This is a genomic window from Achromobacter sp. 1014246743, assembly GCF_059760725.1.
On sequence record NZ_JCBANA010000091.1, the window covers coordinates 1 to 25,213 of the forward strand.

The following is a 25,213-nucleotide window of genomic DNA, read 5'->3' on the forward strand; positions in this document are numbered from 1 at the left end:
GCCGGCGGCGATGGCGCTGCGCAGCGAATGCGGGATGCCCTTGACCAGCCAGACCCGGATGCCGGAGATGGTCAGGATCAGGAAAATCACGCCCGAGATGAACACCGCGCCCAGCTCACGCCCATACGCGGTTGAGCAAGAGGGCGGCCCAATACATGCCCAGCCCGAACACCGCATGCGTGGCCACGCTGCGCAGGCAGTTTTTCAGCGGCGTCGGCGTGCGCGACGAAGCGAATCCCGCGCCCAGGGCCGGCTGCATCACGAACAGCGGAACCGCCACGGTCACGATGCCCACGACCAGAGCCGGCAATACGGTGGGCACCACCAGCCATTGCACCCCGAACATGCCCACCAGCAACGCCGCGAATGCGATACCCACCGCGTAGTGAATGGCCCAGCCCAGCGGCGCTTCGCCCGTGACCGGCTCGGCCCGGCCGATGCTGGCATGCATGAACCTGCCCCGGGGCAAATGCCCCGCCCATCGCCCGACCAACGCGTAATTGAGCGTGGGCAGGCCCAGGCCCTTCTGGATCATCGACCACACGTCCATGACCACCGTTGCGCCGACGCCGACCAGAATCACCTTCACAACCTCGTCCATCCCTGCCATGCCCATTCCTTTTCCGTTGATGAAGCCAATTCAAGCAGGCATGATAGAAGTTGAAGTCAACTTCAAGTCAATGGGTAAGGCATGGACATTTCCGAAGTCGCCCGGCGCACGGGCATGGCGGCCTCCACGCTGCGGTTTTATGAGAAACAAGGCCTGATCTCGGCGACCAGCCCGGCCGGCCAGCGGCGGCGCTTTGCGCCGGACGTGCTGGACCAATTGGCGCTGATCGCACTGGGCCAGGCCGGCGGCCTTTCGCTGGATGAAATCCGCGCCATGCTGCCCGTTGATGGCGCGGTGCAGGTCGACCGGCAGGTGCTGCTGGCCAAGGCCGACGACATCGATGCGACCATCAAGCGCCTGCGTGCCATGAGCCAGGGGCTGCGCCATGCCGCCCAATGCCCGGCCCCCCACCACGCGCAATGCCCGACCTTCCAGCGCTTGCTGAAGGCCGCCGCGGCGGGTCGGCTAAAGCGCAGCCCTGCCCAGGTTCGCGAACCGCGACACAACGCCGCCGTCCGCTGAGGCCCCATCGACGCATCACCCGGCCCGCTGCTGGCGCCGGGCGACTACGCGTCGGCCGCCGTCCACACCGCCAGCTCATAGCCATCCGGATCGGTGAAATGAAAGCGCCGCCCGCCAGGAAAGCCGAAAGCGTCGCGGCTGATGCGCCCGCCCGCGGCCTGCACGCGTTGCTGCGCGTCGGCCAGGTCGTCGGCGTACAGGATCACCAGCGGGCCACCCGGCCGCACCGGTTCGCCGGTGGTGAAGCCGCCGGTCAGCCGGCCGTCGGTGAATTCGGTGTAGGTGGGACCGTAGTCAGTGAAGGTCCAGCCGAACGCGGCGCCGTAGAACGCCTTGCTGCGCGCGATATCGGCCACATTGAATTCGATGTTGTCGATCTGGTGGTTCTTGCCTCTGGCGCCCATGGGGATCTCCTGCGAAATGGAAAACGACCCCGGATGATCGCCGAAACCAGACCGCGCGTCTTGAACAAAACGGCCAAGGCCGCGCCAGCGCGCAGCCACGCCACAGGACGGCACCGATCCGCCTTACCCCACCGCCTGCGCCCGCAGTTGCGACGGCGTCATGCCGCAAAACGCCTTCACCTCGCGGCTCAGGTGCGCCTGGTCCGCATACTGGGCCTGGGCCGCCAGGCCCGCCAGGCTCGCCTGGGGCGCTTGTCGCAGCAGGCCGACGAAACGCTGCAGCCGCAGGATGCGTTCAAGCATCTTGGGCCCATACCCGAAGTGATCCAGGCAGAGACGGCGCAGGCTGCGTGCGCTCAGGTCCAGGGCCTGGCCCGTACGAAACCCCGCAAGATCGGCGGCCGCCAGGCTGCTGAACAGATGCGCGGCGCGCCGCGATGACGCCGCCGGCGCCAGCGCGTCGGACTCGTGCACCGCCTGCCGCGCCAAGCTGTCCTGCAGCACGCGTATCTGGGCGTCGGGCGTGGCGCAATTGCGCAGGCGCTGGGCGATGTGGCCCGCCCGGCGGTCGCCCCAGAGGTCGTCCAGGCCCACGCGGCGCCCGACCAACTCGGACAAGGGCATCCCCAACCAATTGCGCGCCGCCCCTGGCTGGAACCGCAGACCCAGCACGCGGGCGCCAGGCGCCAGTTGCGGGCGTGCGGCGACGACATCGGGGCCCACCACGCACAGACGCCCGCCCACCCACAGAATGTCCACACAGCCGTCGGGCAGGACGGCCACGTCGCCGCTTTGCCCGGGCGCCAGTTCGCTCGACCACGCGCACAGGAAATGGGCGCGCAGCGGCGCAAGCGGCGCGGTTTCGCGATAGGCCCCGGTCATGCCGGCGACGGCGGGCACCTCGTCGGGGCGGAAAGAATCGGAACGCGAACGGCAGGTCATGGTACGTGCGGGAGGGTCGACATGACCACTATACCGGTGCGGCTGGCCTGCATCGTCAACCCGGCGGGCAATGGCCGCCATTGACGTGCGCTATCAACCCGACGGCCCTCATGGTTGCTGGCGGACACGGTTGAATTCGCCGATACACTCCCCATGTATATAGGACTATGGAGTCAATCTTGCGCCGCTACCCGATGGTTTCTTCCTGTTCCGCCTTCTGCGCCGAGCGTCGCGCATGAGCACCCTGGCCCGTATTCCCATTTCGGTGCTGGACCTGGCCCCGATCGTGCAAGGCCGCGATGCCGCCGATGCCTTCCGCAACAGCGTCGCGGTGGCGCAGCACGTCGAACGCCTGGGCTACAAGCGCTTCTGGCTGGCCGAGCACCACAACATCAACGGCGTGGCCAGCAGCGCCACGGCGGTGCTGATCGGCCATATCGCCTCGCACACGAATACCCTGCGCGTGGGCTCGGGCGGCGTGATGCTGCCCAACCATGCGCCGCTGATCATCGCCGAACAGTTCGGCACGCTCGAAACCCTGTACCCCGGCCGCATCGACCTGGGCCTGGGCCGTGCGCCCGGCAGCGACGGTGCCACGCAGCATGCGCTGCGCCGCGGTCCGCGCAGCGGCCTGGAATTTCCGGCCCTGGTCGAGGAATTGCGCGGGTTCCTGGCGGCATCGCGGCCCGGCCAGCCGGTGCGCGCCATACCCGGCGAAGGCCTGGACATTCCCATCTGGCTGCTGGGTTCCAGCGACTTCAGCGCCCGGCTGGCGGCCGAACTGGGCCTGCCGTTCTCGTTTGCCGGCCACTTTTCGCCGGAAGGCATGGCCGCCATGCGGCTGTACCGCCACCTGTTCAAGCCGTCGGAAACGCTGGCCCGCCCCTACGCCATGATCGGCGTGCCGGTGGTGGCTGCCGAGACCGACGAAGCCGCCCGCCGCCAGGCCACCACGCAGCAGCTCAAGTTCCTGTCGCTGGTGCGCGGCAACCGCCTGCAATTGCAGCCGCCGGTGGACAGCATGGAAGGTCTGTGGAACGAATGGGAGCGCGAGGCGGTCAATCAACGTCTGGGCGCGGCCATCGTGGGCGGCCCCGAAACCGTCAAGCGCCGGCTCGAAGCCCTGGTCGCGGAAACCGAGGCCGATGAAGTCATGATCGTGTCCGACTTCTACGACATAGCCGACCGCCTGCGCTCGTTCGAGATCGTCGCGTCGATCAAAGCCTGACGCCAACCATTGCGACGCAAGCGGTCCCCGCTCTACTATGGGCTTGCGGGTACCGGCAAGACCGCGTCGCCGAATCAGCTCCGGGGCAGGCAACCCCCGGATCTCTGACACCGACTTTTTTGCGCCGCGCCAGCGGCAAGGATTCCAAAATGAGTATTGTTGAACTCACCAAAGACAGCTTCCAGGAAGCCATTACGCCGGACGGCACCCTGATCGTGGACTTCTGGGCGCCCTGGTGCGGCCCGTGCCGCGGCTTCGCGCCCGTCTTCGAGCAAGCCGCCACCGAGCATCCGGACGTGACGTTCGCCAAAGTGAACACCGACGTCGAACAGGAACTGGCCGGCGCGCTGGGTATTCGCTCGATCCCGACGCTGATGGTCTTCCGTGAAAAAGTCCTGCTGTTCTCGCAGCCGGGCGCCTTGTCGGGCGGACAGCTCAACGAGCTGCTGGCCAAGATCAAGGAAGTGGACATGGAAAAGGTCCACCAGGAAATCGCGGCGGCCCAAGACAGCCAGGACGCGTAAAGCACAAGGGCCCGCCAGGGCCCTTGTTGCATCGTGCCCAGCCGCTTTCAGCCCAACACTTCCCAGGCCGCGCGGCCGCGCGTGATATTGGCGGCCGTGCTCTCCAGTTCGGCCACTGCCACGCGCGGTACCGTGAAACGCAGCGTCACGCCGTCCTGGGTGAAGTCTTCCTGCTGGATCGACGCCCCGGCCTGCGTCAGCCGCGACTTCAACAGCGGCAATTCGGCAAAGCCGCAATGGCATGAGATGGTGGCCAAGTCCACCACTTCGGTGCGCGGACCGTTGCGCAGGCAATTGGCAGCGCAGCCGCCATAGGCGCGCACCAGCCCGCCCGCCCCCAGCTTGACGCCGCCGAACCAGCGCACCACCAGCACCGCCACGCGGTCCATGTCCTGCCCTTCGATGGCTTGCAGGATCGGCCGGCCCGCGGTGCCGCCCGGCTCGCCATCATCATTGAAGCGGTATTCCTGCCCGATGCGGTAGGCCCAGCAGTTGTGGGTGGCCTCGGGGTCGCTGTGCGCCGCGAAAAAGCGCATGGCCTCGTCCACGCTGGCAACCGGTGCGGCGTGGGCGGCAAAGCGGCTTTTCTTGATGTCTTCCTGGTGGGAACAGGCGGCGGTCAGCGTGTACGTCATAGCCCGGCATTGTAAGTGCTGGCGGGGGCCGGACAGGCGCTGGCGAGCAGGACGTCAGCCGTGGCAGTCGGCCACTTCCTGGTCCAGGTAGACGTCGAACGCCACGTCACGCGCCCACTTGGCGGGCAGCGCCTTCCAGGCGCCGGCGCGCGACCACTCACGCATGCGTTCGCCCAGCCAAGCCTGCGCCGCGGTATCGGCGGCAGGCAGCAGCCAGACGCGCTCGTGGCGCGCGCCATCGGCGGCCAGCGTGGCCGAGAATTTCTTCCATTCGGGAAAGCGCATCAGCGGTTCCCAGACCGCGTCGTCGACCAGGCCGATATCGCAGCTGCCTTCGCGCACGGCCACCAGCGCATCGGAGGGCACGCGATAGGTGCGCACCACCGCGCCCCAGCCTTGCGCCAGGGCCTGCGCGCCGACGGCCGCCTCGGCCATGCAGACGCTGCGCCCGCGCGCATCCGACGGCTGGCGCATCGCGGTGTCGCTGCGGATGACGGCCTTGGGACGGGCGGCATAGCCCGTGGGCAATGCCGCCACGCCTGCCGGCAACGGCGTGGCCGCAGGCTGGCTGCGGTCGGCCAGCACGACGTCTACCTCGCCCGCGGCCATGAGGCGCGCGGCATCGGCCGGCGCCACCTGGCGCAGGCTGAACGGCAGGCCCAGGTCCTGCGCCAGTTTTTCCGCCATGGCGATGTCCAGTCCTTCGGGCGTGCGGATCTTGGCGCCGGCCACGGGCGCGGGCGCCAGGTAAGGCACGCCCACGACCAGTTCGCCACGCTGGCGCGCCGCGGCCAGGCCATCGGCCGGCGTCGTGCCGGCGGCGGCGGTGACGCACGCCGCCAGGCCAACAGCCAGCCATGCCAGGGGAAAGCGGCGCGTCATCCCTGCCCTCACACGTATTGGTAGCGCAGCAGCCGGTGCTTCAGGCGCTCGAGCACGAACTGATCGATCACCGCGGCCAGCACGGCAATGACCAGGATGTTGGTCATCACGCCGGTCATGTCGGCGATCTCGCCCGAATACGCCAGCGATCGTCCCAGCCCCTTGCCGAAACCGATCAGCATTTCGGCCGAGATCAACGCCCGCCAGGCATTGCCGAACGCCAGTTGCGCGCCGGTGATCAGTTCGGGCATCACGGCCGGCAGGTAGACCCGCTTGACCAGGCCCCACGGCGTCGCGCCCATGACACGGGCGGCCGACACGTGCACGCGCTGCACCGATTCGGTGGCGTTCATGACGCTGAGCGCCGCCGGAAAGAACGCCGACAGCGCCACCACCACGATGATGGGCGTGTTGCCAAAGCCCATCACGATCAGGAACAGCGGCACCCACGCGATCGACGGAATCGATTGCAGGATGACGATGGCGCTGCGCAGCACTTCGCGAAAGAAGAACAGCACCGCGGCCACCAGGCCAAAGCCGATGCCCGCAGCCAGCGCCAGGCCGTAGCCGGCGCCCAGCCGGCCCAGCGTGCCCATCAGGCTTTGATGGAACGAGGACTTGCCCAGGTCTTCGACCAGCCGCTGCACCACGGCGGGCACGCCCGGCATCAGGAAATCAGGCAGGGCGAACGCGGCCAACTGCCACAGCGCCAGGATGAAGACAACACCCAGCACGCCCGCCAGATGCTTGCGGGCGCCGGTGACTCGGGTGGATGCGCTCAAAGCTTGCGAGCCTCTTGCCAGGACAGGTCGACGATGCTGGACACGTCATACGGCTTGCCGTCACGCGTCTTGAGCGAACCCTGGGCTTGCAGGATATCGGCGATTTCCTGCATGCGGCGCGTGTCCTTGTCGGTCAGCTTGGGGGTGAACACCTGGGTGCTGATGGCCTCGGCAATGACGGTCTCGCGCGGCAGTTCGCCGCGATGCAGCGTCTTGAGCGTGGGCTCGGCAATGAAGTAGGACGCGATCAGCCTGGAGGCCTGCGCGGGTTCCTTCTGCAGCAGCGTGATGGCCTGGTTCTGCGCGTCCAGCGCCTTCCAGACGTCATCCTTGCGCTTGGCCAGCGTTTCACCCGAGGTGATCACCACCATGCACGGGAACGGCCAGGCCTGGCCCACTTCGTAGATCTGCTTGACCGGCGCCACCAGCTGGGCAATGCGGTCGTAGGGTTCGAACAGGAAGGCGGCATCGACACGCTTGCCGACCAGCGACTGCACCGCCACCGCGGGGCTCACGCCCATCACGTTGACGTCGTCGGCGCCCAGGTTGCCCTGCTTGAGCACCACGCCCTTGAGCACCACGTCGGCCGTGCTGCCTTCGGCCTGCGAGGCCAGCGTCTTGCCCTTCAGGCCGGCAATGTCCTTGATGCCCGAATCGTCGCGCACGATCAGCGAGTGGTAGCCCTGCTGCGCGCCACCCACCACCTTCAGGTCCGCGCCCTTGGATGCCCACGCCACCGCGTTGGTGAAGCCCAGCACGCCGATATCGAGCTGGCCGCCGACGATGGCCTTGATGAGGTCGGTGCCCGACTTGAATTCGATCAGTTCGGAATCCAGGCCGGCCTTCTTGTAGTAGCCGCCCTCTTGCGCCACGATGGCCTGCGCATCGTCCATCACGCGCAGATAGCCGACGCGGAATTTCTCGGCGGCCATGGCGGGGGCCGCGGCCAACAAGGCCGCGGCGAGCGGCAGGGACAGCCATTGCTTGAATTTCATGGGAAATACTCCAGGGAATCAGGGATGGCCGGCGCCATCAGGCGCCGTCCGCAAAACCGGAAAATCGAAAGGAATCAGGCCGCCAGCGCCAAGTCAGCGGGTGCCACCGAGCCGTCGACCGCAATGCCCAGCAACCGCAGAATCTCGCGCTTTTCAATGGCCAGGTCCGACAGGTCGTGGGTCTTGGTGCGGTGAGCCAGGTTGAATTCGCGCAGCACCCGGGCCGGACGCGGGCTGAACACCACGATGCGATCAGCCAGGAACAGGGCTTCGTCGACGTCGTGGGTCACCAGCAGCACGGTCGGCTTTTCCTGGGCGATCAGCTGGCGCAGCACGTCTTGCAAGGCCAGCCGCGTCAGCGCGTCCAGCGCGCCGAAGGGCTCGTCCATCAACATGGTCTGCGGCTGGGCGATGAAGGCGCGCGCCAGGGCTGCGCGCTGACGCATGCCGCCGGACACCTGGTGCGGGTAATAGTGTTCGAAGCCGGACAGGCTGACGCGCGCCAGCCACTCGCGGGCGGCTTCGCGGGCGCGTTTCTTGGGCGTGTTCTGGAATTCCAGGGCCAGCGCCACGTTGTCTTGCAGCGTCAGCCAGGGATACAGCGCGTGCTCCTGGAACACGAGCGTGCGGCTGGGATGCGGGCCGGTCACGGGCTGGCCATCGGCCAGCACCTGCCCTTGCGTGGGCTTTTCCAGGCCGGCGGCCAGGTGCAGCAAGGTGGACTTGCCGCAGCCCGACGGGCCGACCAGCGCGACCAGCTCGCCGGTCTTGAATTCGCTGGAAAAGCCATCCACGACCGGCAGGTCGCCGAACTGCTTGTGGACGTGATCAAAGGTCAGGTTCATGGAACGAATCGTGCGCGCGTGGGGAACGGGCCTAATCTAACAATTCGTTATATGAACTCCAACGATCAATATCGAATGTCTTTAAGACTTTCAGTTATATGAATAAGGGTAAGCGACCCAGACTAGGCGGTCGCCTGCGCCCGGCTGGCATGGCGTTGCAGGCCATAGGCGATCACGAAGCCCAGCAGTACCGCCACCGCGGCGGCCAGGAAGATCGCCGGATAGCCGAAACCGCCCGAGATATAACCGGCCACCGGCCCGGTGGCGCCCAGCGCCAAGTCCAGGAAGGCGGAATACGCGCCCAGCGCCGCGCCGCGGCTGCCGGCAGGCACCCGCGCCACCGCCTCCACGCCGATGGCCGGGAACACCAGCGCAAATCCGCAGCCGGTCAGGGCGGCCCCCACCAGGGCCGCGGTGGGATTGGGCGCCAGCCACAGCAGCGCCAGCCCGGCCGCCTCGACCAGGAAAGACACCTGCGCGACCCGAAAGCCGCCGAACCGCGTGATGGTGCCCGCAAACAGCAGGCGCACCCCGATGAACGCGCAACCGAACGCACTGAGGGCATGGGCCGCGCCTTCCCAGGAGAAACTGGCGTAATACAGCGCCACGAAGGCCGCCAGCGTGCCGAAACCCACCGACCCCAGGCCCAGCGCCATGCCGTGCGGAAACACCCGCAGCACCACGCTCTTGAACGCCATGCGGTGGCCGCCGACGATGGCCACCGGTGCCCGCGCCACCGCCAGCCCCAGGCCGGCCAGGCCCAACAGCAGCACGGCCCCGCCCAGGGCGCCCATGCTCCATTCGGTTTCCAGGTACACGCCCAACGGCGCCCCCAGCGCCAGCCCGCCGTAGGTGCAGATGCCGTTCCAGGAGATCACCCGCGCCGTGTGCAGCGGACCGACCCGGGCGATGGCCCAGGTGGCCGACCCGGTGCCTACCCAGCTTTCACCAAAGCCCAGGGCCAGGCGGCTGACGATGATGGCGGACAGGCTGAGCCAGGCGCTGCGCTCGAAGGCATACGCCAAGAGCAGGAACACGCCACTGGCCGCGCAGGCGGCCATGCCGATGACCACGGTCTGCTTGGGCCCCACCGTATCGGCCATGCGGCCGGCGTGCGAGCGGCTGAGCAACGTTGCCACGTACTGCACGCTGATGGCCAGCCCCGCCAGCACCGAGCCGTAGCCCAGTTGCCCATGCACGTAGCCGGGCAGCACGGCCAGCGGCAGGCCGATGGCGAGATAGCAGATGAAGGTGAAAAAGGCGATCGCGACGATGCGCGCGGTCAATGCGAACGTCCCGATCGGCGCGCCGTCGGGCGTGGTGTGGGGTGTGGGAGACATGGCTACCGGAGAGGAGCCTGGCGCGACAGAGATGCCAGGGTTTACCCGAATGATAGCCCAGCAGGATTGCGGCAGGCTGAACGAGGTTCAACCGGCCGCCAGGCAAATCCAGGAATGCGTCTGAAAAGCGGGTCTGAAAAGCGGGCCGGATGCCGCCCGCCCCGTTTCAGGCGCCGGCCATCAGGCCTCGATGCCGCGCGAGGACAGGTAGTCTTCGTAGCCGCCGCGGTAGTCGACGATCTCGCCCGTGGGCAGGATTTCGATCACGCGGGTGGCCAGGCCCGACACGAATTCGCGGTCGTGCGAGACGAACACCAGCGTGCCTTCGTACTTTTCCAGCGCGAACTGCAACGACTCGATCGATTCCATGTCCAGGTGGTTGGTCGGTTCGTCGAGCAGCATGACGTTGTGCCGGCCCAGCATCAGGCGGCCGAAGGTCATGCGGTTCTTTTCGCCGCCCGACAGCACCTTGGGCGCCTTGGGCAGGTCATCGGCCGAGAACAGCAGGCGGCCCAGCACCGAACGGATCGACTGGTCGTCGTCGCCCGGCTGGCGGTGGTCGCCCATCCAGTCCAGCAGGTTGATGTCGGTTTGCAGGAACTGGTCGGAGACGTCCTGGGCCATGTAGCCCAGGTCGGCGTTATCGGACCATTTCACGGTGCCCGAATCCGGCGCCAGTTCGGTGGCCAACAGGCGCAGCAAGGTGGTCTTGCCCACGCCGTTGGCGCCGATGATGGCGATCTTCTCGCCGGCATCGACCATGGCCGAGAAGTTGCGGATGACGGGCGCGTCGTAGGCCTTGGTCAGGTTCTCGACCGTGACGGCCAGGCGGTGCATGACCTTGTTCTGCTCGAAGCGGATGTACGGGTTCTGGCGCGACGACGGCTTGACCACGACCTGCTCGGCCTTGATGCGGTCGATCTGCTTCAGGCGCGAGGTAGCCTGGCGCGACTTGGACTTGTTGGCGGCGAAGCGGCGCACGAAGTCCTGCAGTTCGGCCACGCGTTCCTTGGCCTTGGCGTTGTTGGACACCAGGCGCTCGCGGGCCTGGGTCGAGGCCAGCATGTAGTCGTCGTAGTTGCCCGGATAAATGCGGATTTCGCCGTAGTCCAGGTCAGCCATGTGGGTGCAGACCTGGTTCAGGAAGTGACGATCGTGGCTGATGATGATCATCGTGCTCTGGTAGCTGTTGAGCACGTTTTCCAGCCAGCGGATCGTGTTGATGTCCAGGTTGTTGGTCGGTTCGTCCAGCAGCAGCACGTCGGGGTTCGAGAACAGCGCCTGCGCCAGCAGCACGCGCAGCTTCCAGCCCGGCGCCACTTCACGCATCGGCAGGTTGTGCTGGTCGACGGCGATTTCCAGGCCCAGCAGCAGCTCGCCGGCGCGGGCTTCGGCGGTGTAGCCGTCGTATTCGGCGAACTTGGCCTCGAGGTCGGCCGCGCGCATGTAGTCGTCTTCCGTGGCTTCCGGGTTCGCGTAGATGGCGTCACGCTCGGACATCGCGGCCCACATCTCGGTGTGGCCCATCATGACCACGTCCAGCACGCGCAGGTCTTCGAAGGCGAACTGGTCCTGGCGCAGCTTGCCCAGGCGCACGCCGGGTTCCAGCGACACGTTGCCGGCCGACGACTCCAGGTCGCCGCCGATGATCTTCATGAACGTGGACTTGCCGGACCCGTTGGCCCCGATCAGCCCGTAGCGGTTGCCTTCCCCGAACTTGACGCTGACGTTCTCGAAAAGGGGCTTGGGACCGAACTGGATGGTGAGATTGGCGGTGGATATCACGGTGGTTTTGGCTGCGGGAGGAAGTGAGTTGCGAAGGTCGACGGCGTCCGGGGACGCATCCGGCGACAGCGCCCAAGGACGCATTCGGCGAAACCCGATAGTGTACCAAGCCCGGTCGACACGGGTGGCGGCGCTCCCTACGCAACAAAGCGCATTGGGTCTATTCCCGTACCATTTGTTGTCTTAACGTAAACATTTGTATTAAATGGGGTACTATTGCAACAACACATCGCGTGCCCCGCCTGGCGCGCCACGCAGGCTGATCCCACCCACCCCGCCCCGTGACCGAACCCCACTCGTCCGCCGGAAACGTCAGGTTCTATTTCCGGTCACTCGTCATCGCCGCGCTCGTCGCGATCGTCATGCTGTGGGCCACGCCGCGACTGGCCCCCAGTTCCGACCTGCTGACCTACGCCGTGGCGCGCCTGCAGGCACGGCTGGTTGGGGGCTACTACAGCCCCGCACACCGCAATGACACCACCGTCGTGCTGATCGACGACGATTCGCTGGACCCGCAAAAAGGTGCCTGGCCCGTTCCGTACCGCACGCATGCACGCTGGCTGCGCAATATCGGCCTGATCCACAAGCCACGCGCCCTCTTCCTGGACATCACTTTCGACCGCGAACGCGACGACCCGACGTTGCCCGAGCTGATGTCGGCCCTGTGCGAGCTGCGCGACGCAGGCGTGCCGGTGTTCCTGGCCGCCCTGCCCGGCGCCGATGGTGCGCTGCGGGTGCGGTCGGGGCTGGCCAATCCGGTCGGGCAAGCGCCCTGTTTCACCCTGGTGGACGTGCGTTATGCACCCAGCAAGGTCGACCGGCTGGTCTGGAGCTACCCGCTCTGGTCCGACCCCGACACGCGCAGCGCTGCCTTGGCCATCGCGCAGGACGCGGCCGGCATCTCCCTGCCTCGGACCCGCGACGCCATGGCGCTGACCTGGGGCGTGAACAACCTGGATCAGCGTCGCTTGACGCCCGACTGCCGCCTGGCCCGTGGCGGCATCGGCGAAATGCTGCCCACCTATCTGCGCAAGCTGCTGGGCCAGGCCGATGCGGACATGCCGGTCTGCCCCTACACCCGCACGCTGGCCTTGTCCGAACTGCGCGCTGCCGACGCCGACGAGGCCCGACTGGACGACCTGCTCAAGGGTCGCTACGTCATGATCGGCGGCGCGCTGAGCGGCTTCAACGACACGGTGCTATCGCCCGTGCATGACGTCGTTCCCGGCGTATTCATGCACGCGATGGCACTGGACAACCTGCTCACCTACCAGGACCGCTACAAGCGCGCGGTGGAATGGGATATCTGGCCGAACGTCCTGTGGCTGCTGGGCATTCCGGTCGTCATGGCCGCGCATTTGCTGCATTGGCTGTCGCAATGGCTGGCCCGGCGCCTGCGCGAACGCAGCCCGTACGCCAGAAAGTGGCTGGTGCCGCCGACGCAATGGAACTTCGACACGACAGGCAATGATGGCGCCGCTGCCATACCGCCGCTGCCGGCCCCGCTCGCCGCGTTGGGCGCGGCGCCAACCCTGTCGGCGCGCAGCCGGCTGCTGGCCCGCGTGACTGCGGATCGGGCGTCACGGCGCTGGCTCGCGCGCAAAGCCGGCGCCAAGGTCGTTATCGTGCTCGCCCTGGCGCTACGCAAGATCGGCACGATCCTGCTGTCTTCGCTGGCCGTCATGCTCATCGTATTGATCGCCCAGTCCTACGTGGATGTCGGCACCCTGCCCATCGTCGACCTGGCGATCCTGGCGCTGGCCGCGCACTGGCTGGGCTGGACCAACAAGATCACCGAATTTCTTATCGGCAAACCCGGGGACCGGGCCGTTCCGCCCCCGCCCGCCGCCCAGCAGGAACCTTCCGCCAAACTTCACCAGGAGTAGCCCCGCATGACCCAGCTTTCCTCCCTGATCGCCGCAGCCGCAGCGGCGCTGGCCGTCTACGGCGCGCCGGTCTTTGCCGCCGACCAGATCGTCAGCGCCAGCATCAAGCCCCTGCCGCTCTACGCACAGCCCGGCGGCACGACACCGACCGCCAAGTCCGATGGCCAGGGCATGCCCTGGCCTGTGCTGGAAAGCCGCGAGGAGTTCTACCGCGTGAACGTCGAAGGTGGCGAATACTGGGTGGACAGCATGCAGGTGCGCGTGTCGCGCAATTCGGCGGCCCAATGCGGGCCGGTAATCAAGCGCGTGCCCGGTCCTACGGGATCCACAGCCGGCGCCGGCGAAAACGCCTGCCGCTGACATGCCGATGCCTATCCATTACGTCACACGGTTCGCCCCGCTGGCCATGGCCCTGGCATTGAGCGGGTGCGCCAACCTGCCCGGCGGGAGCACGTTTTCGGTCAAGACCGGCGAACTGCCTCCCCCGCCTGCCGCACGACAATGGCCCGATGCCGAGCGCGACGCGCGCAACCAGCGCGCCGAGCACATGGGCCTGGTTGCCATGCCGGAAATGCAGGCCTACCTGAATGGCCTGCTGAGCCGCATCAAGAAAGCCGCGGGCGTGCCCGACTGGCCGGGGCGCGTGTACATCACGGCCTCGCCTGCCCTCGAGGCCCGCAGTACCGGTGCGGGCAACGTCTACCTGTCGATCGGCTGGCTGCAGTCCGCCGAATCCGAAGACGAGATCGTCGCGATCCTGTCGCACGAATTCGGGCACGTCTATCTGGACTATCACCAGCTGGAATCCGCCAACGCCACCACCGACCAGGTGGCCACACTGGCCGCGGTCGGGGTCGCCCTGGCGCAAAAGGCCGGCAGCGCAACCGGCTGGAGCCCGGTGGACAGCGTGATCGCCTCGTACACGCTGGGCAAGGACGTGCTGATACCCGCCTGGAGCCGCCAGCAGGAAGAAAACGCCGACCGCTTCGGCGCCACCGTCAGCCTGCGGCTGGGTTACTCGTACACGCAAGGCTTCAAGGCTTTCCTGGAACGGCAGGCCACCTGGGAGGCCGACAACGCCAAACTGCAGGAAGCCTCACGCAAGCGTATGGTCGAACAGGTGAAACAGGCGGCCGCGCAGGACACCCGCAAGCAAGCCGCGGCCAAGGGCGCCAACGTTGCGCCGCTGACAGAAATGCAGGCCTCGTTGAGCGCCGGCATGGCCGGGGCGGGCGAAGACTTGCGCAATGGCCTGGACGACTTCTGGAAGAAGCTTACGGTCAGCCACCCCAGCACCGAGGCCCGGCTGACCTCGCTGACGGCTCAGGTGACGCCGCTGACGGCCGGCAAGCCGCGGCCCTCGGCCACGATCGCGCCCTGGGACAAAGCCCGTGCGCAACGCCGCAGCGCCGCCACGCTGAAGAATTACCAGATCGTCAATGCGGCCCAGCAAGCCCTGCAAGCGCAAGACTTCGCCCAGGCCCGCAAACTTGCTGCGCAGGGCGCCTCCGGCCCCACCGCCCAGCACGCCCTGCCCTTGTTGACGCTGAGCCTGGCGCAAGGCGAATCCGGCAAACCGGTCGCGCGCGCCGGTGCATTGCTGGACCGCAACCTGCAGTCCGAAGGCGACCGCGCCTGGCAGGTCTACGTCCTGCGTGCCAATACGCTGCTGGGCGCAGGCCAGCGCGGCCCCGCCACGACGGTCATGAATCAGGGCTTTGACTACTTCAAGGACGCGGCGCTGGCATGGCCGGACGCCATCCGCTTCTATGGCCAGGCCGATAGCTGGGATCGCGCACGCAAGCTGGCGCAGGAATGCGGCTCACGCTTTCCCACCCATGCCACTGCGTGCAGCAAGGCGGCGCAGAGTCCCGCCGAGCAAGCCGAGGCCAAGCGCCGCGGCGAACAGAAGGCGCAGTCGCTGGCCGACAGGCTGTTCAAGAAATGATGAGAGAGGCCGGGCATGACGCCCGGCCGACATCAGTGGTGGTGCTCGTCCAGCACCAGGTGGGCCAGGCCGTCCTCGGTCGCGATGCCGACCTTCTGGCCGATCGGCAGGGTCGCCTTGGTGGCCACGTGGCCATACGGCAGGCCGGTGATCACAGGCACCTTGACCGTCTTGCGCAGCCACGCCACCACTTCGTGCAGGTCGTAGCCCTTGTCGTGCGGCGCCAGCTTGTAATCCGAGAAGCGGCCCAGCACAATGGCCTTCTGCTTGCCCAGGATGCCCGCCTGCCACAGCTGGATCAGCATGCGTTCTATGCGGTACGGGTGTTCGGCCACGTCTTCCAGGAACAGGATGCCGCCGCGGATCTTGGGCATGTAGGGCGTCCCGATCAAGGACGCCAGCATGGCCAGGTTGCCGCCCCACAGGATGCCGCGGCAATCGACCGGGTCGGCGTCCTGGGTTTCGAAGCTGAGGATTTCCAGTTCGCCGCGCATGATTTCGCCGAACAGCGCTTCGGTCAGGTCGTCGACCTTCTTGCCGCCGAAGTCGTAGATCGCCGTGGCGCCGGTGTAGCTGACCGCGCCGGTCTGCGCCAGCAGCGCCAGGTTGAAGGCGGTGAAGTCGCTCATGCCGACAAAGCGCTTGCCGCTGTCGGCCATGGCCTTCCAGTCGATCTCGTGCAGCAGCCGGCCCATGCCATAGCCGCCGCGGGTCACCATGACGATAGGCAGCTTCTGCTTGGTGGCGCGCGTCAGGCTGGCCAGGCGCTGGGCGTCGGTGCCGGCAAAGCGCTGGTGTTCGGCCAGCGCGGTGCGATCCAGCGCGGTCTTGAAGCCCTGCCGCGCGAGGCGCTCGCGCGCCAGCTCGACGGTCTGCGGATCGCGCACGGCCGAGGACGGCGAGATCAGGTAGATGCCGCGGGCGTCGGGCACGTTGTGGCGGTGATCATGGCTGTGGTCGTGGCCGCAGGCCTCGCCGCACTCATGGTCGTGATCGTGGGTGTTGCTCATGCAATGGATTCCTTGGCGCGGCGTTCGCGGAAGAACCGGCGCAGCAGGTCGCCGCAGGGTTCGGCCAGCACGCCGCCGGTGACTGAAGTGTGATGGTTGAGTTTGGGCACCGCGCCCACGTCCAGCACGCTGCCGCAGGCGCCCGTCTTGGGGTCGTAGGCGCCGAACACCACCCGCGCCAGCCGGGCGTGCAGCATGGCACCGATGCACATGACGCAGGGTTCCAGCGTGACGTACACGGTGATGCCGGGCAGGCGGTAGTTTTCGAGGGCGCGCGCGGCGCTGCGCAAGGCAACGATTTCGGCATGCGCGGTGGGATCGTGGTCGATGATGGTGCGGTTGTAGCCCTGCCCCAGGATGTCGCCCTGGGCGGATACCACCAGCGCACCCACCGGCACTTCGCCGATGTCGTAGGCCGCCTGCGCCTGTTCCAGCGCCAGCGTCATGTAGCGGGCGTCCAGCGCGGTCCAGGGCGGCTCGGCCGCCATGGCAAGCGGATCAACCACGGTACACCCGCGACTTCAGTGCGATGCGGCCAGCCAGGCTGGTGACCGCTTCTTCGAGCCATTGATAGAGTTCGGCGTTTTCGTCGTAGCGCGCCTGGTTCAGGTTCGACACCCGCCCTTCTTCGATGAAGCCCCAGGCGCGGCTGCGCTTGTCGCGGTGTTTCGGGTCCCACACGCCAAAGGCGAAACCGCCGGCGCGGCGGATCAGCGAGAAACACGGAATGTCGGTGTAGCCGTCGCCCACGAACACCATCTGGTCGAACGGCACGCGCAGGCGGTCTTCGGGCACCTTGCGGTTGACCTCGAACGGCTTGTTGCGAAAATCGCGGCCGATGATGCCCTTTTGAATGTGGAACAGGTAGCGCGTCTTGTCGGTGAAGCTGACGATGCGGCGCGGAAACGTGATGCCGCCGTCGTCGCCGTAGACGAATTCCGAGGCCCAGATTTCGGTGAATTCGTGCGCAATGGGCGTGGACCGCACCACGTCGCCGATGCCGCTGGAAATCAGATAGAACTCAAGCTGCACCTGCGGCTGCTCGGCCCGCACGGCCGCGCGCAGGCGCTGGAACAGCGTGGTGACGCCGTCGTGCAGTTCGAGCCGGGCGCCCCATTCCTGCAGGCGTTGCTGCGTGATCAGGCCGTGCTTGCCCTCGCGGGACAGCTGGATCATCTGGTAGAGGTAGGCGGGAACGGGGTCCCAGTCCTGCCTGGACAGCAGCGGATCCACCTGGTCTTTCCAGAAGGACGCCGTGTCCACGCCGATGCTGTCCAGGAAACCGGACGTGCTGTCCGAGGCCAGCGTGTCGTCGAAGTCGAAAATCAGGGCGATGACGTCTGACATGGATATGCGTAATTAAGGGCGACAGCCGCCATTTTGCCTGAATGTGGCGGCTGTCGCCCTCAAGGGCATGCCATGAGACCGGGACGAGCCGGTCAGGCTGTCTTGATCAGCGCATCGGCGCGGGCGGCGGCGGGGCCATGCCCGGGGCGGGCGCCATGCCGGGCGCCGGCGCCATGCCCGGGGCCGGCGGGGCCGGCGGCACGGTGTTGGCCGGCACCTGGATCACGGTTTCACGCAGTACGCCGCCGCCCTGCACGCTGCCGCGCACCTGGGTGGGTTGCGTCATGCTGGTGATGCAGTCCTGGCGGGAATCGGCCGGCAGGCGGTTGCAGCGGTCGATCATGTTTTGCTGGTGCTGCTCGGTGGTGCCGTCGCTGAGCTGCTTGCGGTTGGCTTCCTGGCGCGCGGCGCCGGCTTCGCGCAGGCAGGCCGCGCGATCCTGGCCGGTGCTGCCGTTCTTGCAAGCCGCCACATCCTGTTCGTATTGCGCCTGAATGCCGGCGCGGCCGATCGGGTCGGCGGCCTGGGCGGCTCCGGCGGCCAGCATCAGGCCGGCCGCGCACAGGGATGCCGCAAGGCGTTTGGTTTGCATGGGACGTACATTCATGGTCAGCTCCTTAAAGAGATTGAACCCGAACGGTGCGGCCCCGAAAGACCCGACACCGTTTGCTTGATACAACTGCCCCACGATGCCTCAAAGGGGACATGTCAGGCAAGCCATAAACGTAAGCCTAAGTATCAGATGGTGCGATGCAAAATCAGCGCGCGTCCAGATCGGCATCCGCGCGGGTCAGGCGATTACGGTACGTGGCGGCACGCATCAGCAGCATCGCTGTCACCGGCGAAGACACCACCAGCAGCAGCGTGATGATCACTTCATGAAACACCGGCCGCCCCGCCAGCGACGAAAACACCAGGATGGATGCGGCCAATACGCAGCCGCAGCCCATGGTGTTGCCCAGCGTGGGCGCGTGGATGCGCGCGTAGAACGAGCGAAACCGCAGCAGGCCGGCCGAGCCGGTCAGCGCCAGCAGGCCACCCAGCACCAGCAAGAGGCTGGCCGGAATGCTGGCCCACAGGGGAATGGGAGTATTGATCATGGCTCGATCACCTCGCCACGCAGCAGGAAACGGGCCATGGCGGTGGACCCCACGAAACCAAACAGCGCGATCAAGAGCGCGATGTCGAAGTACACCGACGTGCCCGAGCGGATGCCGAACACCAGCATGGTCAGCATGCCGTTGATATACAGCGTGTCCAGCGCCAGCACGCGGTCTTGCGCGGTGGGGCCGCGCAACAGGCGGATGGCGGCAAACACCATGCCCAGCGCGAAGCACACCAGTGCAAAGGACGCCGCCAGGTACAGGACGTTGTTCATCAGTATGGCGTTCATTCGAAGATCTCCATCAAGGGGCGCTCGTAGCGGTCTTGCACCAGGCGGATCCACTCGTCTTCGTTCTGCAGGTCCAGCACGTGCAGCTTCAGACGATAGTCGTCGGTCAGGTCGACCCAGACGGTGCCCGGCGTGTAGGTGACGATGCAGGCCAGCATGGCCAGGCCGTGGGGCTCGCGCATGGTCAGCGGAATCATGATGAAGCCGGGCGAAAAATCATTGCGCCGCGGGTTCAGGATCAGCTTGGCCACTGCGATGTTGGACTTGATGATGTCCAGCGTGACGTGCAGGAACAGCGGAATCACCTTCCACAGGCGCCGCGGCTTGGCACGCAAGGGACGCAGGCGCGAGGCGGCCCAGGTGAACCACAGCGCCAGCGCGATGCCCAGGGCGATCTGCCCGGCCGACAGGCTTTCGTTCAGCACCAGCCACAGGACGAACAGGAACACGGGCAGGAAAAGGAAGTAAAGGCGGCGCATCAGCTTCCTCCCGGGGTGGCGCGCACCGTCTGTGCGGACATGACGGCTTCGATGTAGCGCGTGGGCTGATCCAGCGAGCGGGCGGCGTCGTCCAGGTACGCCGACACCGGGCCCGCCCCTGCGGCCAAGCCCACGCACAGCAACAGCAGAATCGCAACCGGCCCCGCTTCGATCACGCGCAGGCGCGGCGTGCTGCGGTCGTCGCTGGCCCAGAACACGCGGATGCCGGTACGGCCCAGGCCGATCAGCCCGGCCAGGCCGGACACCAGCACGGCGGCCACCAGGATCCAGGCGTCCATGGGCGGCGCCGATTCATTGGCGGCCGACACTGCGGCGGACAGCAGCGAGAACTTGGCCACGAAGCCCGATAACGGCGGCAGGCCGGTCACGAGCAAGGCGCAGCAGATGAAGGCCAGGCCCAGGAACGCCATCGCGGCCGGAATGGCCACCCCGACGACGTCGTCGGACCGATTGACCGATGTCGGGTCGTCCAGGTCGAAGGCGTCGAGCGTGACCGCCAGCACGTTGGCGCCGAAGCTGCGCGTGCGTTCGATCAGTTCGGCCAAGAGGAAGAACGCGCCCGTGGTCAGCACCGAGCTGATCAGGTAGAACAGCGCCGGCCCCGTCAGCGTCACGCCGGGCATGCCCAGCGCGGTGAGCAGCGTGCCGGCCGAGACGATGACGCAATACCCCACCATCTTTTCCAGCTGCTGGGTGGCGAGCAGGCCCAGGCCGCCGAACAGCAGCGTGGCCAGGCCGGCGGCGAACATCCAGTCCAGGCTGAAGGCGGCCGGCGCGCCGGTGGGCAGCAGCAGCGAGCCGATGCGCAGCAGCGCGTAGATGCCGACCTTGGTCATGATCGAGAACATGGCGGCGATCGGCGCGCTGGCCGAACCGTAGCCCTTGACCAGCCAGAAGTTCAGCGGCCATGCCCCGGCCTTGACCAGGAAGGCCACGCCCAGGATGGCCGCGCCCGCCTCGAACAGCATGCGGTCCGAACCGGTGAGGTTGCCCGCCCGCAGCGCCAGGTCGGCCATGTTGAGCGTGCCGGTGACGCCGTAGATCAGCGCGATGCTGATCAGCAGCAGGAACGAGGCGACCAGGTTGACGGCGATGTACTGCAGGCCGGCGCTGACGCGCGCCACGCCCGAGCCATGCAGCAACAGGCCGTAGGACGCCGCCAGCAGGACCTCGAAGAACACGAACAGATTGAACAGGTCGCCGGTGAGGAAAGCGCCGTTCAGGCCCATCAAGAGGAACTGGAACAGCGAATGGAAATGCACGCCCGCGCGGTCCCAGCAGGCCAGCGAATAGGTCAGCGTGGCCAGCCCCAGCACCGCGGTCAGCGTCAGCATGACGGCGGCCAGGCGGTCGACCACCAGCACGATGCCGAACGGCGCGGGCCAGTCGCCCACCAGGTAGACGCCGACGCCATCGGGCCAGACGCCCGGCACCGCGCCGCCGGCCACGGCCAGCAGCGCGATGGCCCAGGCCAGTTGAGCCAGCGTCGAAACCGTGGCGATGGCGCCGCGCGTGTAGCGGCTGGTGTCGGCCAGCAGCAGCATCACGGCGCCGGCCAGCAGCGGCGTGATGATGGGCAATACAGGAAGATGTTGAAGCCAGAAACTCAAGATTGGGACTCCCGTCCATCGACGTGGTCGGTGCCCGTCAAGCCACGCGAGGCCAGCAGCACCACCAGGAACAGCGCGGTGGTGGCAAAGCCGATGACGATAGCCGTCAGCACCAGCGCCTGCGGCAGCGGATCGGCGTGCCAGGAAGGATCATTGGCCATGGCCGGATCCACCACCGGCGGGCGGCCAGACTTGAGGCGGCCCATGCCGAAAATGAACAGGTTGACCGCATAGGAGACCAGCGACAGGCCCATGATGAACTGGAACGTCCGTGGCCGCAGCAGCAGCCAGACGCCCGAGCCCGCCAAGACGCCGATCGCGACGGCGTAAATCAATTCCATCAGGCTTCCCCCGTTTGTGCGGCGGCTGCCTGGCTTTCGGCGGCCGCCTTGCGTTGCGCGCGCAGCGATTGGTGAGCCAGCGCCACCAGCACCAGCACGGTGGACCCGACCACCAGCATGTAGACGCCCAGGTCGAAGAGCAGCACGCTGGACAGGTGCACGTGGCCCACCAGCGGCAAAGCGACATCCCAGGCCAGCGCGGCCAGGAACGGTTTGTAGGCCAGCCAGGCCGTGACCGCGGCGGTGCCGGCGAACAGCAGGCCGATGCCGATCCAGTTCTGCGGATTCAGGCGGCTGCGCGATTCGACCCAGTACACCCCGCCCACCATGTATTGCAGGATCACGGCGGTGGCGAAGATCAGGCCGCCGACGAAACCGCCGCCCGGCTGGTTGTGGCCGCGCAGCAGGAAATACACCGAGATCAGTGCGGCCGTGGGCAGCAGCAGGCGTACGAGCACGGTCGGCACCATCATCGAGCCCTTGGGCACGACGCTCTTGATGTCGGGCGCGGCGGGCACGGGGCCGTCCTGGTCGATCTGCTGGCGTGGCAGGTCGGCGCTTTCGGCGGCGGGCCGGAAACGACGCAGCAACGCGTAGACCGTCAGGGCCACGATGCCCAGCACCGTGATTTCGCCAAACGTATCGAAGCCGCGGAAGTCGACCAGGATCACGTTGACCACGTTGGTGCCACCGCCGTCGGGCAGCGCCCGGTCAACGAAATAGGACGAAATGGTGTCGCCCTGCGGGCGCACCAGCACCGCGTAGGCCAGCGCGGCCATGCCGGTGCCGGCGGCCGTGGCCATCAGCAGGTCGCGCAGCCGGCGGCCGCGGGCACGCACCGTGGCGCCCAGGCCTTCATCTTCGTCCTGCTCGATCCGGCGCGGCAGCCAGCGCAGGCCCAGCAGCAACAGCACCAGCGTCACGACTTCCACCGACAGCTGCGTCAGCGCCAGGTCGGGCGCCGAGAACCAGACGAAGGTCAGGCAGGTTACCAGGCCCGCGCCGCCGGCCAGCGCCAGCGACGCCAGGCGGTGGTACTTGGCCTGGTAGGCGGCGGCCACGGCGCAGACGCAGCCAACCAGCCACAGCAAGGCAAAAGCCGGGTCGACGGCGGCCATGCTGCCGGTGCCTTCCAGCCAGCCCCCTGCCCGCAGCGGCAGCCAGGCCACGAACAGCGTACCCAGCACGATCAGCAGCATCTGCACCTGCAGGCGCGAAGACGCCAGCCAACGCAGCAGCCAGGCGGCTGCGACGCTGGAACCGTCCAGCAGCGTCTCGAACGAACGGCGGCCATCGAGCCGGTAGATGAACGGCACGCGGCCCGGATTGGCGCGCTGGTGCGCGCGCAGCGCCAGGTACAGCACCACGCCCGCGGTCATGGCCACGAAGCTCATCACCAGCGGCAGGTTCACGCCATGCCAGACGGACAGGCTGTATTCAGGCATGTCCTTGCCCAGGATGCTCTGCGCGGCCGTGGCCAGGAACGGCCCCAGCGTCACGGCGGGCAGCACGCCGACCAGCAGGCAGATCAGCACCAGCAGCGCGCTGGGAAACAGCATCCAGCGTGGCGGCTCGTGCGGCGCGCGCGGCAGGTCGGTGGCCGGCGGGCCGAAGAACACTTGCAGGATGAAGCGCAGCGAATACGCCACGCTGAAGGCCCCCGCCACCGTGGCCGCCAGCGGCAGCCCCATGCGGGTGACCCAGTCGCCACTGACGAAGGTGGTCTCGGCAAAGAACATTTCCTTGGAAATGAAGCCGTTGAGCAGCGGCACCCCGGCCATGGACGCGGCCGCCACCATCGCCAGCGTGGCCGTGATGGGCATGGCCTTGTACAGGCCGGACAGGCGGGTCAGGTCGCGGGTGCCGGTTTCGTGGTCGACGATGCCGGCCGCCATGAACAGCGACGCCTTGAAGGTGGCGTGGTTGACCATGTGGAACACCGCCGCCACCAGCGCCAGCGAGCTGTTCAGGCCCAGCAGCAGCGTGATCAGGCCCAGGTGGCTGATGGTGGAATACGCCAGCACCCCTTTCATGTCTTGCTGGAAGATCGCGGCATAGCCGCCCAGCACCAGCGTGATGAGCCCCGCGCCGCCGATGATCCAGAACCATTCATCGGTGCCCGCCAACACCGGCCAGAAGCGCGCCAGCAGGAACACCCCCGCCTTCACCATGGTGGCCGAGTGCAGGTAGGCCGACACCGGCGTGGGCGCGGCCATGGCGTTGGGCAGCCAGAAATGGAACGGGAACTGCGCGCTCTTGGTCAGCGCGCCCAGCGCCACCAGCACCAGCACGGCGGGATACCAGGGATCGGCGCGCACCAGGTCGCCCGAGGCCAGGACGCGGTCCATGTCGTAGCTGCCGACGATATGGCCCAGGATCAGCACGCCGGCCAGCAGACAGAGGCCGCCGGCGCCGGTGACCGTCAGCGCCATGCGCGCGCCGCGGCGGGCGTCCAGCCGATGATGCCAATAGGCGATCAGCATGAACGAGGCCAGGCTGGTCATTTCCCAGAACATGACCAGCTGGATCAGGTTGCCCGACAGCACCACTCCCAGCATGGCGGCCATGAAGGCCTGGAAAAACGAGAAAAAGCGCGGCACCGGATCGTCCGGCGACATGTAGTAGCGGGCATACAGCACCACCAGCGCGCCCATGCCGGAGACGATCAGGGCGAACAGCCAGGCATAGCCGTCCATGCGCAGCGAGAATTGCAGCCCCAGCGCGGGCGCCCAGGGCATATCCACGCGGATGACGCCGCCCTGGGCGACCTGGGGATACAAGCTGGCGACCAGAACCGCGCACGTCAGGGCGATGATGCCCGCCAACCAGGCCTCGGCATTGCGGGCGTTGGAAGGCAGCAGCGCGGCGCACAGGCTGCCGGCGAACGGCAGAGCGAGGATCAGTATCAGCGACATGGCGTTCCGAGAATGTCCGGGCCCCCTCCCGCCAGTGCAAGCAGCGAGAGACGAAACAGACCGGGGATTGAAAAACGGACGGAACCCTGGCCCGGTGCGTCGCTGCACTACACGTTGCCCCGTGGGGACATCAACCAACGCCCATTGAACGGCGCAGACAGAAACAAACGCAATAGTTTTCTTGCAAGACCGGCCAAGAATCTCATCCGAAAAATATCAGATTCTTGTAAGTTATGCAGAGATTTATGCACGTACCGGGCTAAAGACAGCACGATCGCTGCGCAATGATTGCGCATGAGGCCTGCCCCCGAGCGCGTTCAAGTTCTTGTCAGCATACGATTTTTCCGGGTTCAGCCCCTATTTTCCGTTGCCTTGCAAGCCGGGACAAATACCCCCACGGCGGGCGGGGGAATCCCGATTGACCCCTTGGCGGGAACTGTGTGCAATGGCGCCCACGGAGCGTCGATCTGGCCGGCATCGGAACCAGGCGCGTTCCACCGACGCCGGCCATCGAAGCCGGCCGGGTCGGATTTCAAAAAATATGGAGAAGACTCTTGACCGTGCTGTCCCAAGCCAAGGCCGTCCTGGCCGCCGCCATCGCAGGCGTCTGCTTTAGTTCCGCCGTCCAGGCCGCCGATGCCTACCCCAACCGGCCCATCCGCCTGATCGTGCCGTTCGCGGCCGGCGGCACCACCGACATCGTTGCCCGCGTCGTGGCCGAAGGCCTGGGCCGCGAACTCGGCCAGGCCGTGGTGGTGGAAAACCGGGG

General features: G+C 67.0%; 26 protein-coding genes and 1 pseudogene. 7 read left to right on the forward strand and 20 right to left on the reverse strand.

Annotation, left to right across the window (positions count from 1 at the left end; translation table 11 throughout):
- Positions 1-115: 115 nt before the first annotated feature.
- The gene (locus AC6LJ2_RS26970) at positions 116-610 is read right to left on the reverse strand and encodes a DUF2938 domain-containing protein (protein WP_498152554.1); all 495 of its coding nucleotides are present in this window, start codon (positions 608-610) and stop codon (positions 116-118) included.
- 81 nt (positions 611-691) lie between these two features.
- On the opposite strand from AC6LJ2_RS26970, the gene AC6LJ2_RS26975 reads away from it, so the two are divergent.
- Positions 692-1,132 (forward strand): helix-turn-helix domain-containing protein, encoded by a 441-nt coding sequence (locus AC6LJ2_RS26975; RefSeq protein WP_445656461.1) that lies wholly within the window; start codon positions 692-694, stop codon positions 1,130-1,132.
- 44 nt (positions 1,133-1,176) lie between these two features.
- Here the strand turns inward: AC6LJ2_RS26975 and AC6LJ2_RS26980 are convergent, their stop codons facing one another.
- Together AC6LJ2_RS26980 and AC6LJ2_RS26985 are read right to left on the reverse strand one after the other, a co-directional pair.
- Complete coding sequence (locus tag AC6LJ2_RS26980; protein WP_445656462.1) at positions 1,177-1,536, reverse strand: VOC family protein; 360 nt, start codon at positions 1,534-1,536, stop codon at positions 1,177-1,179.
- Positions 1,537-1,659: 123 nt separating this feature from the next.
- Positions 1,660-2,478 (reverse strand): helix-turn-helix domain-containing protein, encoded by an 819-nt coding sequence (locus AC6LJ2_RS26985; RefSeq protein WP_498152555.1) that lies wholly within the window; start codon positions 2,476-2,478, stop codon positions 1,660-1,662.
- 235 nt (positions 2,479-2,713) lie between these two features.
- On the opposite strand from AC6LJ2_RS26985, the gene AC6LJ2_RS26990 reads away from it, so the two are divergent.
- Positions 2,714-3,706 (forward strand): LLM class flavin-dependent oxidoreductase, encoded by a 993-nt coding sequence (locus AC6LJ2_RS26990; protein ID WP_498152556.1) that lies wholly within the window; start codon positions 2,714-2,716, stop codon positions 3,704-3,706.
- 149 nt (positions 3,707-3,855) lie between these two features.
- On the forward strand, positions 3,856-4,230 hold the full coding sequence (locus AC6LJ2_RS26995) for a thioredoxin family protein (protein WP_006388150.1): 375 nt from the start codon (positions 3,856-3,858) through the stop codon (positions 4,228-4,230).
- A gap of 47 nt (positions 4,231-4,277) precedes the next feature.
- Here AC6LJ2_RS26995 and AC6LJ2_RS27000 read toward each other — a convergent pair whose 3' ends face one another.
- From AC6LJ2_RS27000 to AC6LJ2_RS27030, 7 genes are all read right to left on the reverse strand, one after another.
- Positions 4,278-4,865 (reverse strand): IMPACT family protein, encoded by a 588-nt coding sequence (locus tag AC6LJ2_RS27000; RefSeq protein WP_498152557.1) that lies wholly within the window; start codon positions 4,863-4,865, stop codon positions 4,278-4,280.
- A gap of 54 nt (positions 4,866-4,919) precedes the next feature.
- Positions 4,920-5,747: a transporter substrate-binding domain-containing protein gene (locus tag AC6LJ2_RS27005; RefSeq protein ID WP_498152558.1), complete on the reverse strand. Its 828-nt coding sequence runs from the start codon at positions 5,745-5,747 to the stop codon at positions 4,920-4,922.
- An 8-nt stretch (positions 5,748-5,755) separates the two neighbouring features.
- On the reverse strand, positions 5,756-6,529 hold the full coding sequence (locus tag AC6LJ2_RS27010; protein WP_263913281.1) for an ABC transporter permease subunit: 774 nt from the start codon (positions 6,527-6,529) through the stop codon (positions 5,756-5,758).
- Positions 6,526-7,524: an ABC transporter substrate-binding protein gene (locus AC6LJ2_RS27015; protein WP_263913280.1), complete on the reverse strand. Its 999-nt coding sequence runs from the start codon at positions 7,522-7,524 to the stop codon at positions 6,526-6,528. The genes AC6LJ2_RS27010 and AC6LJ2_RS27015 overlap by 4 nt, the downstream gene beginning before the upstream one ends.
- A 74-nt stretch (positions 7,525-7,598) precedes the next feature.
- Positions 7,599-8,369 (reverse strand): ABC transporter ATP-binding protein, encoded by a 771-nt coding sequence (locus tag AC6LJ2_RS27020; RefSeq protein ID WP_263913279.1) that lies wholly within the window; start codon positions 8,367-8,369, stop codon positions 7,599-7,601.
- Positions 8,370-8,491: 122 nt separating this feature from the next.
- Positions 8,492-9,709, reverse strand: a complete 1,218-nt coding sequence (locus AC6LJ2_RS27025) for an MFS transporter (protein ID WP_263913278.1) — start codon at positions 9,707-9,709, stop codon at positions 8,492-8,494.
- A gap of 180 nt (positions 9,710-9,889) precedes the next feature.
- Positions 9,890-11,494, reverse strand: coding sequence for an ABC-F family ATPase (locus AC6LJ2_RS27030; RefSeq protein WP_263913277.1), 1,605 nt, complete (start codon positions 11,492-11,494; stop codon positions 9,890-9,892).
- A 281-nt stretch (positions 11,495-11,775) separates the two neighbouring features.
- On the opposite strand from AC6LJ2_RS27030, the gene AC6LJ2_RS27035 reads away from it, so the two are divergent.
- Genes AC6LJ2_RS27035 through AC6LJ2_RS27045 form a run of 3 tightly spaced genes read left to right on the forward strand, consistent with a single transcriptional unit; the run spans position 11,776 to position 15,328 of the window.
- Positions 11,776-13,380, forward strand: a complete 1,605-nt coding sequence (locus tag AC6LJ2_RS27035; RefSeq protein WP_498152559.1) for a CHASE2 domain-containing protein — start codon at positions 11,776-11,778, stop codon at positions 13,378-13,380.
- A gap of 6 nt (positions 13,381-13,386) precedes the next feature.
- Positions 13,387-13,740 (forward strand): hypothetical protein, encoded by a 354-nt coding sequence (locus AC6LJ2_RS27040; protein ID WP_263913275.1) that lies wholly within the window; start codon positions 13,387-13,389, stop codon positions 13,738-13,740.
- A gap of 7 nt (positions 13,741-13,747) precedes the next feature.
- Positions 13,748-15,328, forward strand: coding sequence for a M48 family metalloprotease (locus AC6LJ2_RS27045; protein ID WP_498152560.1), 1,581 nt, complete (start codon positions 13,748-13,750; stop codon positions 15,326-15,328).
- Between the two features lie 32 nt (positions 15,329-15,360).
- On the opposite strand, the gene AC6LJ2_RS27050 is transcribed toward AC6LJ2_RS27045, so the two are convergent.
- From AC6LJ2_RS27050 to AC6LJ2_RS27095, 10 genes are all read right to left on the reverse strand, one after another.
- Positions 15,361-16,338, reverse strand: a complete 978-nt coding sequence (locus tag AC6LJ2_RS27050; protein ID WP_263913273.1) for an LD-carboxypeptidase — start codon at positions 16,336-16,338, stop codon at positions 15,361-15,363.
- On the reverse strand, positions 16,335-16,826 hold the full coding sequence (gene tadA / locus AC6LJ2_RS27055; protein ID WP_498152563.1) for a tRNA adenosine(34) deaminase TadA: 492 nt from the start codon (positions 16,824-16,826) through the stop codon (positions 16,335-16,337). Before tadA ends, AC6LJ2_RS27050 begins: the two co-directional genes overlap by 4 nt.
- 10 nt (positions 16,827-16,836) lie before the next feature.
- On the reverse strand, positions 16,837-17,685 hold the full coding sequence (locus AC6LJ2_RS27060) for an HAD family hydrolase (RefSeq protein WP_263913272.1): 849 nt from the start codon (positions 17,683-17,685) through the stop codon (positions 16,837-16,839).
- A 106-nt stretch (positions 17,686-17,791) separates the two neighbouring features.
- On the reverse strand, positions 17,792-18,292 hold the full coding sequence (locus AC6LJ2_RS27065) for a hypothetical protein (RefSeq protein WP_498152561.1): 501 nt from the start codon (positions 18,290-18,292) through the stop codon (positions 17,792-17,794).
- Positions 18,293-18,443: 151 nt separating this feature from the next.
- Positions 18,444-18,785: a monovalent cation/H(+) antiporter subunit G gene (mnhG, locus tag AC6LJ2_RS27070; RefSeq protein WP_263913270.1), complete on the reverse strand. Its 342-nt coding sequence runs from the start codon at positions 18,783-18,785 to the stop codon at positions 18,444-18,446.
- Entirely contained in the window at positions 18,782-19,063 is a 282-nt protein-coding gene (locus tag AC6LJ2_RS27075; protein WP_029953605.1) for a K+/H+ antiporter subunit F, read from the reverse strand. Before AC6LJ2_RS27075 ends, mnhG begins: the two co-directional genes overlap by 4 nt.
- Positions 19,064-19,074: 11 nt before the next feature.
- Complete coding sequence (locus AC6LJ2_RS27080) at positions 19,075-19,557, reverse strand: Na+/H+ antiporter subunit E (protein WP_263913269.1); 483 nt, start codon at positions 19,555-19,557, stop codon at positions 19,075-19,077.
- Complete coding sequence (locus tag AC6LJ2_RS27085) at positions 19,557-21,188, reverse strand: monovalent cation/H+ antiporter subunit D (protein ID WP_498152562.1); 1,632 nt, start codon at positions 21,186-21,188, stop codon at positions 19,557-19,559. Before AC6LJ2_RS27085 ends, AC6LJ2_RS27080 begins: the two co-directional genes overlap by 1 nt.
- A complete protein-coding gene (locus tag AC6LJ2_RS27090) occupies positions 21,185-21,529 on the reverse strand; it encodes a Na+/H+ antiporter subunit C (RefSeq protein WP_445656471.1) in 345 nt (114 codons plus the stop codon). Before AC6LJ2_RS27090 ends, AC6LJ2_RS27085 begins: the two co-directional genes overlap by 4 nt.
- Positions 21,529-24,444 carry a monovalent cation/H+ antiporter subunit A gene (locus tag AC6LJ2_RS27095; RefSeq protein WP_445656472.1) on the reverse strand — a complete coding sequence of 972 codons (2,916 nt, stop codon included), beginning with the start codon at positions 24,442-24,444 and terminating at the stop codon, positions 21,529-21,531. Before AC6LJ2_RS27095 ends, AC6LJ2_RS27090 begins: the two co-directional genes overlap by 1 nt.
- Positions 24,445-24,998: 554 nt before the next feature.
- Here AC6LJ2_RS27095 and AC6LJ2_RS27100 point away from each other — a divergent pair.
- Positions 24,999-25,213 (forward strand): annotated as a pseudogene (locus AC6LJ2_RS27100) (ABC transporter substrate-binding protein); the annotation flags it as partial.

What these genes read in the sequence shown, in the direction of transcription:
- AC6LJ2_RS26970 (WP_498152554.1), bottom strand. Translation starts at nt 610, where the DNA reads ATGGCAGGGATGGACGAGGTTGTGAAGGTGATTCTGGTCGGCGTCGGC.
- AC6LJ2_RS26975 (WP_445656461.1), top strand. Translation starts at nt 692, where the DNA reads ATGGACATTTCCGAAGTCGCCCGGCGCACGGGCATGGCGGCCTCCACG.
- AC6LJ2_RS26980 (WP_445656462.1), bottom strand. Translation starts at nt 1,536, where the DNA reads ATGGGCGCCAGAGGCAAGAACCACCAGATCGACAACATCGAATTCAAT.
- AC6LJ2_RS26985 (WP_498152555.1), bottom strand. Translation starts at nt 2,478, where the DNA reads ATGACCTGCCGTTCGCGTTCCGATTCTTTCCGCCCCGACGAGGTGCCC.
- AC6LJ2_RS26990 (WP_498152556.1), top strand. Translation starts at nt 2,714, where the DNA reads ATGAGCACCCTGGCCCGTATTCCCATTTCGGTGCTGGACCTGGCCCCG.
- AC6LJ2_RS26995 (WP_006388150.1), top strand. Translation starts at nt 3,856, where the DNA reads ATGAGTATTGTTGAACTCACCAAAGACAGCTTCCAGGAAGCCATTACG.
- AC6LJ2_RS27000 (WP_498152557.1), bottom strand. Translation starts at nt 4,865, where the DNA reads ATGACGTACACGCTGACCGCCGCCTGTTCCCACCAGGAAGACATCAAG.
- AC6LJ2_RS27005 (WP_498152558.1), bottom strand. Translation starts at nt 5,747, where the DNA reads ATGACGCGCCGCTTTCCCCTGGCATGGCTGGCTGTTGGCCTGGCGGCG.
- AC6LJ2_RS27015 (WP_263913280.1), bottom strand. Translation starts at nt 7,524, where the DNA reads ATGAAATTCAAGCAATGGCTGTCCCTGCCGCTCGCCGCGGCCTTGTTG.
- AC6LJ2_RS27020 (WP_263913279.1), bottom strand. Translation starts at nt 8,369, where the DNA reads ATGAACCTGACCTTTGATCACGTCCACAAGCAGTTCGGCGACCTGCCG.
- AC6LJ2_RS27025 (WP_263913278.1), bottom strand. Translation starts at nt 9,709, where the DNA reads ATGTCTCCCACACCCCACACCACGCCCGACGGCGCGCCGATCGGGACG.
- AC6LJ2_RS27040 (WP_263913275.1), top strand. Translation starts at nt 13,387, where the DNA reads ATGACCCAGCTTTCCTCCCTGATCGCCGCAGCCGCAGCGGCGCTGGCC.
- AC6LJ2_RS27045 (WP_498152560.1), top strand. Translation starts at nt 13,748, where the DNA reads ATGCCTATCCATTACGTCACACGGTTCGCCCCGCTGGCCATGGCCCTG.
- AC6LJ2_RS27050 (WP_263913273.1), bottom strand. Translation starts at nt 16,338, where the DNA reads ATGAGCAACACCCACGATCACGACCATGAGTGCGGCGAGGCCTGCGGC.
- tadA (WP_498152563.1), bottom strand. Translation starts at nt 16,826, where the DNA reads ATGGCGGCCGAGCCGCCCTGGACCGCGCTGGACGCCCGCTACATGACG.
- AC6LJ2_RS27060 (WP_263913272.1), bottom strand. Translation starts at nt 17,685, where the DNA reads ATGTCAGACGTCATCGCCCTGATTTTCGACTTCGACGACACGCTGGCC.
- AC6LJ2_RS27065 (WP_498152561.1), bottom strand. Translation starts at nt 18,292, where the DNA reads ATGAATGTACGTCCCATGCAAACCAAACGCCTTGCGGCATCCCTGTGC.
- mnhG (WP_263913270.1), bottom strand. Translation starts at nt 18,785, where the DNA reads ATGATCAATACTCCCATTCCCCTGTGGGCCAGCATTCCGGCCAGCCTC.
- AC6LJ2_RS27075 (WP_029953605.1), bottom strand. Translation starts at nt 19,063, where the DNA reads ATGAACAACGTCCTGTACCTGGCGGCGTCCTTTGCACTGGTGTGCTTC.
- AC6LJ2_RS27080 (WP_263913269.1), bottom strand. Translation starts at nt 19,557, where the DNA reads ATGCGCCGCCTTTACTTCCTTTTCCTGCCCGTGTTCCTGTTCGTCCTG.
- AC6LJ2_RS27090 (WP_445656471.1), bottom strand. Translation starts at nt 21,529, where the DNA reads ATGGAATTGATTTACGCCGTCGCGATCGGCGTCTTGGCGGGCTCGGGC.
- AC6LJ2_RS27095 (WP_445656472.1), bottom strand. Translation starts at nt 24,444, where the DNA reads ATGTCGCTGATACTGATCCTCGCTCTGCCGTTCGCCGGCAGCCTGTGC.